This window comes from Burkholderia sp. lig30 (assembly GCF_000687455.2).
Taxonomy (GTDB): domain Bacteria; phylum Pseudomonadota; class Gammaproteobacteria; order Burkholderiales; family Burkholderiaceae; genus Burkholderia.
On the sequence record NZ_JGVW01000099.1, the window covers coordinates 43377 to 55607 of the forward strand.

The following is a 12231-nucleotide window of genomic DNA, read 5'->3' on the forward strand; positions in this document are numbered from 1 at the left end:
TACCCCCAAAGATGACCATTCATGCAATCGTGCCGCCCGTGCGCGGCGGGGAGCGGCGCAGTGCGTCAGCCGCCGTTCTCCTCGCGCTCGCGGCGCTTGCGCAGCGCCTTTTCCTCGATGCCGGACAGGCCCTCGCGGCGCTCCAGCTCGGCGATCACGTCGGCCGGGCTGAGGTCGAAATGGGACAGCATCACGAGGCAGTGGAACCACAGGTCGGCCACTTCGCCGACGAGCGCGGTCGGCGCGCCGCCCTGGCGCACGTCCTTCGCGGCCAGCACGACTTCGGTCGCCTCCTCGCCGATCTTCTTGAGCACCGCGTCGTCGCCCTTGTGGAAGAGCCGCGACACGTACGATTGCTCGGGATCGCCGCCCTTGCGGCTGTCGATCACGGCCGCGAGCCGCAGCAGCGTGTCTTCGGTGGTTTGCGTCATTTGTAGATATGTTCGGGATCTTTCAGCACCGGATCGACCGCGACCCATTCGCCGTCGTCGACGGTGCCTTCGAATTTCTGGAAGAAGCACGAATGCCGGCCGGTGTGGCATGCGATGCCGGACACCTGCTCGACCTTCAGCAGCACGACGTCCTCGTCGCAGTCGAGGCGCACCTCATGGACATGCTGCACGTGGCCCGACTCCTCGCCCTTGAACCACAGGCGCTGGCGCGAGCGCGAGAAATAGACCGCGCGCCCGGTCTCGATCGTCTTCGCCAATGCTTCGCGGTTCATCCACGCGAACATCAGCACGTCGTTCGTCGACGCCTCCTGCGCGATCACCGGCACGAGGCCGTTGTCGTCCCAGCGGACCTTGTCGAGCCACGCGGGCAGTGCTGCCGTATTCATCACAACCTCACCGGAATGCCTTGGGCGGCCATGAAGCGCTTCGCCTCGCCGACCGTGTGTTCGCCGTAGTGGAAGATGCTTGCGGCCAGCACCGCGTCCGCGTGCCCTTCCTTGATGCCGTCGGCCAGATGCTGCAGCGTGCCGACGCCGCCCGACGCGATCACCGGCACCGGCACCGCATCCGACACGCCGCGCGTGAGCGCGAGATCGAAGCCCGATTTCGTGCCGTCGCGGTCCATGCTCGTGAGCAGGATCTCGCCCGCGCCGAGCTCGGCCATCTTGCGCGCCCACTCGATCGCGTCGAGCCCGGTGCCCTTGCGGCCGCCGTGCGTAAACACTTCCCAGCGCGGCGCCTCGCCGTCGGCGGACACGCGCTTCGCGTCGATCGCGACGACGATGCACTGCGAGCCGTACTTGTCGGACGCGTCGCGCACGAGTTGCGGGTTCGCGACCGCGGACGAGTTCATGCTGACCTTGTCCGCGCCCGCGTTCAGCAGGCGCCGGACGTCCTCGACGGCGCGCACGCCGCCGCCGACCGTCAGCGGGATGAAGACCTGCGACGCGACCGCCTCGATGATCGGCAGGATCAGGTCTCGCTGGTCGGACGTCGCGGTGATGTCGAGGAACGTGAGTTCGTCGGCGCCCTGATCGTCGTAACGGCGGGCGATCTCGACCGGATCGCCGGCGTCGCGCAGTTCGACGAAGTTGACGCCCTTGACGACGCGCCCGGCGGTCACGTCGAGGCAGGGAATGATGCGTTTAGCTAGAGCCATGATGTTGGGCCAATTGCCGCGGTTGAAGACGCCCGGTCAGGGACGCCCGATCAGGGACGCCCGGCCCGGACCGCCCGGCGGGCGGCCCGGCGAAGGAACGCCGGCGTGTTCAGGCGTTGTCGAGCTCGCCGCTCAGTTCGTCCGCGCGCTTTTGCGCGGCCGCGAAGTCGAGATCGCCGGAGTAGATCGCGCGGCCGCAGATCACCCCTTCGACGCCTTGCCGTTCCACTTCGCAAAGCTTCTCGATGTCGACGATGTTCGACAGGCCGCCGCTCGCGATGACCGGAATGCCGACCGCCTGCGCGAGCTTCACCGTCGCGTCGATGTTGATCCCCTGCAGCATGCCGTCGCGGCCGATGTCCGTGTAGACGATCGACTCGACGCCGTAGTCCTCGAACTTCTTCGCGAGATCGATCACCTCGTGGCCCGTCAGCTTGCTCCAGCCATCGGTCGCGACCTTGCCGTCCTTTGCGTCGAGACCGACGATGATGCGGCCCGCGAACGCGCTGCACGCATCCTGCAGGAAGCCCGGGTCCTTCACTGCCGCCGTGCCGATGATCACGTACGACAGGCCCGCGTCGAGATACTTCTCGATCGTCTCGAGGCTGCGGATGCCGCCGCCCAGTTGCACGGGAATTTCGTCGCCGACCTCGTCGAGGATCGCTTCGATCGCATCGAGATTCTTCGGCTTGCCGGCGAACGCGCCGTTCAGATCGACGAGATGAAGCCGCCGCGCGCCGAGATCGACCCACTTGCGGGCCATCGCCGCAGGATCTTCGGAAAAAATCGTCGCCTGGTCCATATCGCCCTGTTTGAGGCGCACACACTGACCGTCTTTAAGATCGATGGCCGGAATCAGCAGCATAGCAATCGGGTGTTGTCAGAAAAAAGGAAAAGTTAAGGCGCGCGCTGGCCCATCCAGTGTCGCGCCGTCACGCTAGTGTAGTACAACTCGTTCGGCACATTGGTGCGCGAGGCCCGTGCGGCGGGCGCAATGCGCCTGCCGAGCGTGGCTCGCGCGCCACGCTTACGGATTCCAGTGTACGAAGTTGCGGTACAGACGCAACCCGACCTCCGCACTTTTCTCCGGGTGGAATTGGGTCGCGAAGAGGTTGTCCCGCGCGACCGCGGACGTAAACGGCGCACCGTAGACCGTCTCGCCGACCGTGTGCGCCGGGTTGTCCGGCACCACGTAATAGCTATGCACGAAATAGAAGTAGGCATTGTCGGGCACGCCGTCCCACAGCGGGTGCGGCTGCGACTGGCGCACGCGGTTCCAGCCCATCTGCGGCACCTTGAAGCGCGAGCCGTCGTCCTGCAGCCGGCCCTCGAGCTCGAAGCGCACGACCTTGCCCGGCAGCAGGCCGAGGCCGTTCGTGTCGCCTTCCGCGCTCCAGTCGAACAGCATCTGCTCGCCGACGCACACGCCGAGCAGCGGCTTCGTGCGCGACGCTTCGATCACCGCCTCCTGCAGGCCCGACTCGCCGAGGCAGCGCATGCAGTCGGGCATCGCGCCCTGGCCGGGCAGCACGACGCGGTCGGCCGCGCGGATCGCGGCCGGCGTATCGACGATCGCCACGTCAGCGGCCGGCTCGGCCTTCTTGAGCGCCTGCGCGACCGAGCGCAGGTTGCCCATCCCATAATCCACAATCGCAATCGAAGTTTTCATCTCAGTGCAGGCAATAACGCCCTCAGTCCGTTGACGATGAATTCCACCGCCAGCGCCGACAGCATCAGACCCATCAGCCGCGTGGCGATGTTGATGCCGGTGCGGCCGATCCAGTGCGCGATCGGCTCGGCGAGCCGCATCGCGACGAAACACAGGAACGCCAGTATCGCGCCGATCGCGACAAGGCCTGCCCGCTCATACCAATGATGCGAATTCGCCGCATAGACGATCACCGTGCTGATCGAGCCGGGGCCCGTGAGCAGCGGGATCGCGAGCGGCACCACCGCGATGTTGTCCTTCAGCTCCGCCTCGTGGCGCTCCTCCGGCGTCGAGCGCGTGTTGCCGATCTGCGCGTTCAGCATGTTGATCGCCATCAGCAGCATGATGATGCCGCCGCCCACTTCGAGCGAGCCGACCGAAATGCCGAAGAAGTCGATGATCTGCTGCCCGAGCAGCGTCGTCACCGTGATCACGCAGAACACCGACACCGCCGCGAGCCGGACCGTGCGGCGCCGCTCGTCTTCCGTCTGCTGCGCCGTGAGGCTCAGGAAGAACGGCACCGCGCCGACCGGGTTGATCAGCGCAAGCAGCGAAATGAATGATTTGAGCAGATCCATCGCAAGCCGGCGCCGCGCGCCGAAGCCGTCAGGTTGTCCTTCGCGCCGAAGCCGGTCAGAGGCTGCCCTTGGTCGACGGAATCTGCCCCGCCGCGCGTTCGTCCAGCTCCACCGCAGCCCGCAGCGCCCGGCCGAATGCCTTGAACACCGTTTCCAGCTGGTGGTGGGCGTTGATCCCGCGCAGGTTGTCGATGTGCAGCGTCACGCCCGCGTGGTTCACGAAGCCGCGGAAAAATTCGATCGACAGGTCGACGTCGAAGGTGCCGATCCGCGCGCGCGTGAACGGCACGTGGAATTCGAGCCCCGGCCGGCCGGAGAAGTCGATCACGACGCGCGACAGCGCCTCGTCGAGCGGCACGTACGAATGACCGTAGCGGCGGATGCCCTTCCTGTCGCCGATCGCCTTTGCGACCGCCTGGCCGAGCGTGATGCCGACGTCCTCCACCGTATGGTGGTCGTCGATATGGATGTCGCCATGCGCCTCGACCTCGAGGTCGACCAGACCGTGTCGTGCGATCTGGTCGAGCATATGGTCGAGGAACGGCACGCCGGTCGCGAGCTTCTGCTGGCCGGTGCCGTCGAGGTTGAGCTTCACACGGATCTGCGTTTCGCTGGTATTGCGAACGACTTCCGCCACACGCATGGTGATTCCTTGAATGAGTCTGGTGAAAATGGGGGTCGATTGTAGCGCGCCGCCGCGCGCTCAAGCCTGCACAGCGGGCAATGCGCGTTTCAATGCGGCCACGAGGCGGGCGTTCTCGTCGGCGGAGCCGACGGTCAGCCGCACGCAACCGGCAAGCAATGCGTGCATTTTACTCACGTTTTTGATCAGCACCCGCTCGGCGAGCAGCGCATCGAACACCGCAGCGGCGTCCGGCACGCGCACGAGCAGGAAATTGGCGGCGCTCGGGAACACCTGCGCGCCCGGCAGCGCGGCGACCGCCTGCGCCAGCCGCGCGCGCTCCGCGCGCAGCTCGGCCGCCTGCGCGTCGAGCACGTCGAGGTGATCGAGCAGGAAATCGGCCGTCGCCTGCGTCAGCACGTTGATGTTGTACGGCGGGCGCACCTTGTCGAATTCGGCCAGCCATGCCGGCAACCCGGCGAGATAGCCGAGGCGGATGCCCGCGAGGCCGAGCTTCGACACGGTGCGCATCACGACCACGTTGTCGAATTCCGCCGTGCGCGGCAGCCAGCTGCGCCCGGCGAACGGCTGGTAGGCCTCGTCGATCACGACCAGGCTGCGGCTGGCGGCGGCGATGATCCGCTCGATGTCGGCATCGTCGTAGAGCGTGCCGGTCGGGTTGTTCGGATAGGCGAGATAGACGAGCGCGGGCGCGTGCTCGGCGATCGCCGCGAGCATCGCGTCGGCGTCGAGCGTCAGGTCGGCCTTCAGCGGCACGCCGACGAACTCGAGCTGCGCGAACTTCGCCGACATCTCGTACATCACGAAGCCCGGCACCGGCGCGAGCACCTTCGCACCCGGCTTCGCGCATGCGACCGACATCATGCTGATGATCTCGTCCGAACCGTTGCCGAGCAGCACGTCGCACGCGGCCGGCACGCCCATCGTGCGGCGCAGCTTGTCGATCAGCGCGGCCGGACGCGGCGCCGGATAACGGTTCAGCGCAACCTGCGCGAGGCGTTCGCCGAGCGCGGCCGCGAGCGGCGCCGGCAGCGGGAACGGATTCTCCATCGCGTCGAGCTTCACGAAGCCGGTTGCGTCCGGCACCGGATAGCTCGTCATCGCGAGCACGTCGCGGCGGATGATGTCTTGTGGCGTGGTCATGATCGGCAAGCCGGCGCCTCGCGCCGGCGTCAAGTCGGCAAGGCGGCGGCCGCCGCCCTGCCCGTGGCCTTCCCGCAGGCGTTCAGCGCTGGCGGTCGGCCGCTCCCTTCATCCGGTATTCGGCGCTTCTCGCATGCGCCTGCAGCCCCTCGCCGTACGCCAGCTCGGACGCGATTTCGCCAAGCGTGTGCGCGCCCTCGGCGCTGACTTCGATCACGCTCGAACGCTTCAGGAAGTCGTACACGCCGAGCGGCGACGAGAAGCGCGCGGTGCGCGACGTCGGCAGCACGTGGTTCGGGCCGGCGCAGTAGTCGCCGAGGCTCTCGCTCGTGTAGCGGCCGAGGAAGATCGCGCCCGCATGGCGGATCAGCTTGCCCCATCGCTGCGGTTCCAGCGCGGAGATCTCGAGGTGCTCGGGCGCGATGTCGTTCGCGATCCGGCATGCTTCGGCCATGTCGCGCACCTTGACCAGCGCGCCGCGGCCTTCGAGCGACGCGCGGATGACTGCCTGGCGCGACATCGTCGGCAGCAGCTCGTCGATCGCCTTCTCGACGCGCTCGATGAACGATGCATCCGGGCACAGCAGGATCGACTGCGCGAGCTCGTCGTGCTCGGCCTGCGAGAACAGGTCCATCGCGACCCACTGCGGATCGGTGGTGCCGTCGCACAGCACGAGGATCTCGGACGGCCCGGCGATCATGTCGATGCCGACCGTGCCGAACACGCGGCGCTTGGCCGACGCGACGTACGCGTTGCCGGGGCCGCAGATCTTGTCCACCGGCGGCACGGTCTCCGTGCCGTACGCGAGCGCGGCCACCGCCTGCGCGCCGCCGATCGTGAACACGCGGTCGACGCCGCCCAGCAGCGCCGCGGCGAGCACGAGCTCGTTCTTCACGCCGTCCGGAGTCGGCACGACCATCACGATCTCGCCGACGCCCGCGACGCGCGCGGGAATCGCGTTCATCAGCACCGACGACGGATACGCCGCCTTGCCGCCCGGCACGTACAGGCCGACGCGGTCGAGCGGCGTGACCTTCTGGCCGAGCACCGTGCCGTCCGCCTCGGTGTACTGCCAGCTATGGCTGCCGCACTCGATCTTCTGCTTCTCGTGATACGCGCGCACACGCGCCGCGGCCGCTTCCAGCGCCGCGCGGGCCTTCGGCTCGAGGCCGTCGAGGGCCGCCTGCAGCGCGTCCTGCCGCAGCTCGAGCGCGCCGATGCTCGCCGCGTTCAGCCGGTCGAAGCGATTCGTGTAGTCGAGCACGGCGGCGTCGCCGCGCGACTTCACGTCGGCGAGGATCTGCGCGACCGAGCGCTCGATCGCCTCGTCTTCGCTCGCCTCGAATGCGAGCACCGCGCGCAGCGCGGCGTCGAAGCCTTCGCTCGTCGAGTCGAGTTTGCGGATGGTGATGGCCATGAAGGTGTCCGTTTCGGTGATGCGCTTACGCGCCGGCCTGCGACGCGCGTTCGAACGCGTCGAGGAACGGCTTGAGCGCGGTGCGCTTGAGCTTCAGCGCGGCCTGGTTCACGACGAGGCGCGACGAGATCGGCATGATCTCCTCGACCTCGACCAGATTGTTCGCCCGCAGCGTGCCGCCCGAGCTGACCAGGTCGACGATCGCGTCGGCCAGGCCGACCAGCGGCGCGAGCTCCATCGAGCCGTACAGCTTGATCAGGTCGACGTGCACGCCCTTCGCGGCGAAGTGCTCGCGCGCCGTTTCGACGTACTTGGTCGCGACGCGCAGCCGCGCGCCCTGGCGCACCGCGTTCGCGTAGTCGAAGCCGGCGGGCACCGCCACCGACATCCGGCAGCGCGCGATGTTCAGGTCGATCGGCTGGTACAGGCCGGAGCCGCCGTGCTCGATCAGCACGTCCTTGCCCGCGACGCCGAAATCGGCCGCGCCGTACTCGACGTAGGTCGGCACGTCGGTCGCGCGCACGATGATCACGCGCAGGTTCGGATCGGTCGTCGGCAGGATCAGCTTGCGCGACGATTCCGGATCCTCGGCCACCTGCACGCCCGCGGCGGCCAGCAGCGGCACCGTCTCCTCGAAAATCCGGCCCTTCGACAGGGCAAGGGTCAGCGGTGCGCTCATGCTTGGCTCCCGGAAATGCGGCGCACGTTCGCGCCGACTGCGGTCAGTTTGGCTTCCATCCGGTCGTATCCCCGGTCGAGATGATAGATGCGGTCGACGAGCGTCTCGCCGTCGGCGCGCAGGCCCGCGATCACGAGGCTCGCGGACGCGCGCAGGTCGGTCGCCATCACCTTCGCCCCCGACAGCTTCTCGACGCCCGTGACGAGCGCCGTGTTGCCGTCGATGGTGATGTTCGCGCCGAGCCGGTTCAGCTCCTGCACGTGCATGAAGCGGTTTTCGAAGATCGTCTCGACGACCTGCGCGGTGCCGTCAGCCACCGCGTTGAGCGCCATGAACTGCGCCTGCATGTCGGTCGGGAACGCCGGGTATTCGGACGTGCGGAACGTCACCGCGGACGGCCGGCGGTCCATCTTCACGCGCAGCCAGTCGTCGCCTTCCTCGATCGCCACGCCAGCCTCGCGCAGCTTGTCGATCACCGCGTCGAGGATGTGCTTGCGCACGCCGGTCAGCCGCACGTCGCCGCCCGCCGCCGCGACCGCGCACAGGAACGTGCCGGCCTCGATGCGGTCGGAGATCACCGTGTGGTTCGCGCCGTGCAGCCGCTCGACGCCCTGGATCACGAGCCGGTCGGTGCCGATCCCGTCGATCTTCGCGCCCATCGCGACGAGCAGGTGCGCAAGGTCGCTCACCTCGGGCTCCCGCGCGGCGTTCTCGATGATCGTCTCGCCGTCGGCGAGCGTCGCCGCCATCAGCAGGTTCTCCGTGCCGGTGACCGTGATCATGTCGGTGACGATGCGCGCGCCCTTCAGGCGCTTCGCGCGCACCTCGATGAAGCCGTGCTCGATGCTGATCTCGGCGCCCATCGCCTGCAGGCCCTTGATGTGCTGGTCGACCGGCCGCGCGCCGATCGCACAGCCGCCCGGCAGCGACACCTTCGCCTCGCCGAAACGCGCGACGAGCGGGCCGAGCACGAGGATCGACGCGCGCATCGTCTTCACGAGCTCGTACGGCGCAACCGGGTTGTCGACGCGCGACGCGTCGAGCTGCACGCGGCTGCCCGCCATCTCGCTGCGCAGGCCCATCTGCTCCAGGAGCTTCAGCGTGGTGCGGACGTCCTGCAGGTTCGGCACGTTGTCGAGATGGACCGGCTCGGCGGTCAGCAGCCCCGCGCACAGAATCGGCAGCGCCGCGTTCTTCGCGCCGGAGACGGCGATCTCGCCGGAAAGCCGCCGGCCGCCTTCGATCACGAGCTTGTCCATGCCATGTCCTTGCGAATCCCGATTGCCGGCCGGGTTTGCCGTGGCGACGCGTTCGACCGCGTCGCGCTCATTGACGGTGACTTGCACTAACTGGGTTCCGGATTATGCGTTCTGCCATTCGGCGGGCGTCAGCGTCTTCATGCTGAGCGCGTGGATTTCCTGCTTCATGCGGTCGCCGAGCGCCGCATAGACGAGCTGATGGCGCTGGATCGGCCGCTTGCCCTCGAAGGCAGGCGACACGATCGTCGCGAAGAAGTGCTGGCCGTCGCCTTCGACTTCCAGATGCGTGCAGGCGAGCCCGCCCGCGATGTATTGCTTGACCTGTTCGGGAGTCGGCAACATGAGATGCTCCTGTCAGTACGCGCCGCACCGCCCGCCGCGGCCTGCCACGCCCCGGCGGGGAGCGGCGAACGCGGCGGGCGGGGGCCGTTTCATATCAATGACGCAGTTTGTAGCCGGTCGCGAGCAGCCGCATTGCGAACAGCGCGAGCAGCATGAAGAAACCGGCAACGATCGCGAGGCTCGCGAGCGGGTTGATGTCGGACGCGCCGAAAAAACCGTAGCGGAAGCCGTCGATCATGTAGAAAAACGGGTTGAGACGCGAGATCTCGCGCCACACGGGCGGCAGCGAGTGCGTCGAATAGAACACGCCGGACAGGAACGTCAGCGGCATGATCAGGAAATTCTGGAACGCCGCGAGCTGGTCGAACTTCTCCGCCCAGATCCCGGCGATGAGGCCGAGCGTGCCGAGGATCGCCGAGCCGAACAGCGCGAACACGAGGATGTAGACGGGCGCGGCGAAACTCATCGGAATGAACCAGATCGTCACGACGAACACGCCGGTGCCGACCGCGAGCCCTCGCACGACGGCCGCGAGCACGTACGCGCCGTAGATGTCGCTGAACGACAGCGGCGGCAGCAGCATGAACACCAGGTTGCCGGTGATCTTCGACTGGATCAGCGACGACGAGCTGTTCGCGAACGCGTTCTGCAGCACGCTCATCATCACGAGGCCGGGCACCAGGAAGCTCACGTACTCGACGCCCGGGTACACCTCGACGCGCCCCGTCAGCGCATGGCCGAAGATCGTCAGGTACAGGAGCGCCGTGACGACGGGCGCGAGCACCGTCTGGAACGACACCTTCCAGAAGCGCAGGATTTCCTTGTAGAACAGCGTGCGAAAACCACTCATGCCAACCCCTCGATCACCCCGGCGCCATTCATCACCTGCACGAACACATCCTCGAGGTCGGCCTTCCTGACCTCGATCTCGTCGAACGTGCAGCCGGCGGCGCGGCACTGCGACAGGATCCGCTCGACTTCGTCGTAGTTCGCGAGCCGCAGCAGGTGCTCGCCCGGCGAGCGGGCGGCCGGGTCGCTCTCGAGCGCGTGCAGCTCTGACGGCAGCGCGCCATGCGCGAGGCGCAGGTAGAGCTGCAGGCCGGCGAAGCGCTGCAGCAGCGCGTCGGTGCGATCGAGCGCGACCACCTCGCCTCGGCGCAGCATCGCGATGCGATCGCACAGCGACTCGGCTTCCTCGAGGTAATGGGTGGTCAGGACGATCGTGTGGCCCTCGCGGTTCAGCCGCGAGATGAACTTCCAAAGCGTCTGGCGCAGCTCGACGTCGACGCCGGCGGTCGGCTCGTCGAGCACGATCACGGGCGGCCGGTGCACGAGCGCCTGCGCGACCAGCACGCGACGCTTCATCCCGCCCGACAGCGCGCGCATGTTCGCGTCGGCCTTCTCCGTCAGGTCGAGGTTCGCCATCACTTCGTCGATCCAGTCGTCGTTGTGGCGCAGCCCGAAATAGCCGGACTGGATCCGCAGCGTCTCGCGCACCGTGAAGAAGGGATCGAACACCAGCTCCTGCGGCACGACACCGAGCGCGCGGCGCGCCGCGCGGAAGTCCTTCACGACGTCGTGGCCGCGCACGGAAATGCTGCCTTCGTCGGCGCGGGCAAGCCCGGCGAGGATGCTGATGAGCGTGGTCTTGCCTGCGCCGTTCGGGCCGAGCAGACCAAAAAACTCACCTTCCTCGACCGACAGGCTGACGCCCTTGAGCGCCTGAAGCGACTTGTAGCGCTTCTTGACGTGACGGATTTCTATGGCTGACATGACTGAGCGCGGCGCATCGGCCGCGACGCCTATTCTGTGCTTGATGCGAAAGAAGAAACGGGGCCGGTTGGGCGCCCCACAAAACGTTTGATTATAGGGCAAACCGGCGGGGGGGACGGCCATCCGGGACGGCCATCCGGCGGCCGGCGCTCGACGGCGCGCAGCCTTCGACCGGGAAGGGTCAATGTCGCCCGTTGATGAGCGCGTCGACGCCGTAGGCCTGCGCGAGGCTGGCGAGCTTCGGGGGAAGATTGAGGATGTCGAGGGTGGCGCCGCGCGCGCGCGCGGCCCGCTGCCACGCGAGCAACACCGCGAGCGCCGCCGAGTCGAACTGCGCCAGCGCCGCGCAGTCGACCGCTGTCGCGCCCGACTCGATGCGCGCGAGGCCCGCCGCGAGCGCGGCCTTCGCGCTCGCGTGGGTCAGCGTGGCGCCGGCGTCGAAGCCGCTCACGATGCCTGCTTGCCGTTGGCAAGCTCCTGGTTGCGCTGCGTCAGGAACTGGATCAGGCCGTCCACGCCGCTTTGCTGGATCTTCTCGTTGAACTGCTGCTGGTAGGTCTGGATCAGCCACGCGCCGAGCACGTTCAGGTCATACACGCGCCAGCCCTGCGCCGTCTTGTACAGGCGATAGTCGATCTGCACCGGCTGGCCGTTGTTCATCGCGACCGTGCGCACGACGACGTCGGTATCGTCCGGACCGGCGCGGAACGGCGGGTACTGGATCTGCTGATCCGGCTTGAGCTGCGCCAGCGCGCCCGAGTAGGTGCGGATCAGGAGCGCCTTGAACTGCTCGATCACCTGCTGCTGCTGCGCGGCCGACGCCGTGCGCCAGTGGCGGCCCATCGCGAGCTGCGTCGTGCGGCGGAAATCGGTGTACGGGAGGATGTCGCGGTTGACGATCGACGTGACGCGGGCGATGTCGCCCTGCTTGATGGCCTGCGCGCGGACTTCGTCGAGCACCTGCTGCGTCGCCGTCTTGATCAGCGTCTGCGGATTCGACTGGTCGACCTCCGCCTGCGCCGCGCCACCAAACGAAAACAGCGCCGCGAAAACCGGGATCAGGAACAGTTTCTTCATG

The 12231-nt window shown here is 67.5% G+C and carries 16 protein-coding genes; all 16 read right to left on the bottom strand.

The annotated features are described in order from the left end of the window. Window positions 1–65: 65 nt before the first annotated feature. The 16 genes from LIG30_RS20340 to LIG30_RS20415 all read right to left on the bottom strand — a co-directional run bounded on the left by LIG30_RS20340 (window position 66) and on the right by LIG30_RS20415 (window position 12230). On the bottom strand, window positions 66–431 hold the full coding sequence (locus LIG30_RS20340) for a phosphoribosyl-ATP diphosphatase (protein WP_038714901.1): 366 nt from the start codon (window positions 429–431) through the stop codon (window positions 66–68). Then, window positions 428–838: a phosphoribosyl-AMP cyclohydrolase gene (hisI, locus tag LIG30_RS20345; protein WP_038714902.1), complete on the bottom strand. Its 411-nt coding sequence runs from the start codon at window positions 836–838 to the stop codon at window positions 428–430. Before hisI ends, LIG30_RS20340 begins: the two co-directional genes overlap by 4 nt. Next, a complete protein-coding gene (gene hisF, locus LIG30_RS20350) occupies window positions 838–1611 on the bottom strand; it encodes an imidazole glycerol phosphate synthase subunit HisF (protein WP_038714903.1) in 774 nt (257 codons plus the stop codon). Before hisF ends, hisI begins: the two co-directional genes overlap by 1 nt. 109 nt (window positions 1612–1720) lie before the next feature. Continuing rightward, window positions 1721–2476 carry a 1-(5-phosphoribosyl)-5-[(5-phosphoribosylamino)methylideneamino]imidazole-4-carboxamide isomerase gene (gene hisA / locus LIG30_RS20355; RefSeq protein ID WP_038714904.1) on the bottom strand — a complete coding sequence of 252 codons (756 nt, stop codon included), beginning with the start codon at window positions 2474–2476 and terminating at the stop codon, window positions 1721–1723. Window positions 2477–2638: 162 nt separating this feature from the next. Beyond that, window positions 2639–3280, bottom strand: a complete 642-nt coding sequence (gene hisH, locus LIG30_RS20360) for an imidazole glycerol phosphate synthase subunit HisH (RefSeq protein WP_038714905.1) — start codon at window positions 3278–3280, stop codon at window positions 2639–2641. Continuing rightward, a complete protein-coding gene (locus tag LIG30_RS20365) occupies window positions 3277–3897 on the bottom strand; it encodes a YchE family NAAT transporter (protein WP_038714907.1) in 621 nt (206 codons plus the stop codon). Before LIG30_RS20365 ends, hisH begins: the two co-directional genes overlap by 4 nt. Before the next feature lie 55 nt (window positions 3898–3952). Next, complete coding sequence (hisB, locus tag LIG30_RS20370; protein WP_038714908.1) at window positions 3953–4540, bottom strand: imidazoleglycerol-phosphate dehydratase HisB; 588 nt, start codon at window positions 4538–4540, stop codon at window positions 3953–3955. A gap of 60 nt (window positions 4541–4600) precedes the next feature. Further along, complete coding sequence (gene hisC, locus LIG30_RS20375) at window positions 4601–5683, bottom strand: histidinol-phosphate transaminase (RefSeq protein ID WP_038715008.1); 1083 nt, start codon at window positions 5681–5683, stop codon at window positions 4601–4603. 82 nt (window positions 5684–5765) lie between these two features. Next, window positions 5766–7100: a histidinol dehydrogenase gene (hisD, locus tag LIG30_RS20380; protein WP_038714910.1), complete on the bottom strand. Its 1335-nt coding sequence runs from the start codon at window positions 7098–7100 to the stop codon at window positions 5766–5768. A gap of 25 nt (window positions 7101–7125) precedes the next feature. Further along, entirely contained in the window at window positions 7126–7779 is a 654-nt protein-coding gene (hisG, locus tag LIG30_RS20385; RefSeq protein WP_038714912.1) for an ATP phosphoribosyltransferase, read from the bottom strand. After that, window positions 7776–9125: a UDP-N-acetylglucosamine 1-carboxyvinyltransferase gene (gene murA, locus LIG30_RS20390; RefSeq protein WP_038714914.1), complete on the bottom strand. Its 1350-nt coding sequence runs from the start codon at window positions 9123–9125 to the stop codon at window positions 7776–7778. Before murA ends, hisG begins: the two co-directional genes overlap by 4 nt. A gap of 15 nt (window positions 9126–9140) precedes the next feature. Then, window positions 9141–9380, bottom strand: a complete 240-nt coding sequence (locus tag LIG30_RS20395; RefSeq protein WP_006406983.1) for a BolA family protein — start codon at window positions 9378–9380, stop codon at window positions 9141–9143. Between the two features lie 94 nt (window positions 9381–9474). After that, complete coding sequence (locus tag LIG30_RS20400; protein WP_038714916.1) at window positions 9475–10230, bottom strand: ABC transporter permease; 756 nt, start codon at window positions 10228–10230, stop codon at window positions 9475–9477. Continuing rightward, window positions 10227–11153, bottom strand: a complete 927-nt coding sequence (locus LIG30_RS20405; RefSeq protein WP_038714919.1) for an ABC transporter ATP-binding protein — start codon at window positions 11151–11153, stop codon at window positions 10227–10229. The genes LIG30_RS20400 and LIG30_RS20405 overlap by 4 nt, the downstream gene beginning before the upstream one ends. A 181-nt stretch (window positions 11154–11334) precedes the next feature. Beyond that, window positions 11335–11604 carry an STAS domain-containing protein gene (locus LIG30_RS20410; protein WP_038714920.1) on the bottom strand — a complete coding sequence of 90 codons (270 nt, stop codon included), beginning with the start codon at window positions 11602–11604 and terminating at the stop codon, window positions 11335–11337. Then, window positions 11601–12230, bottom strand: coding sequence for an MlaC/ttg2D family ABC transporter substrate-binding protein (locus tag LIG30_RS20415; RefSeq protein ID WP_038715010.1), 630 nt, complete (start codon window positions 12228–12230; stop codon window positions 11601–11603). Before LIG30_RS20415 ends, LIG30_RS20410 begins: the two co-directional genes overlap by 4 nt. Window position 12231 lies beyond the last annotated feature (1 nt).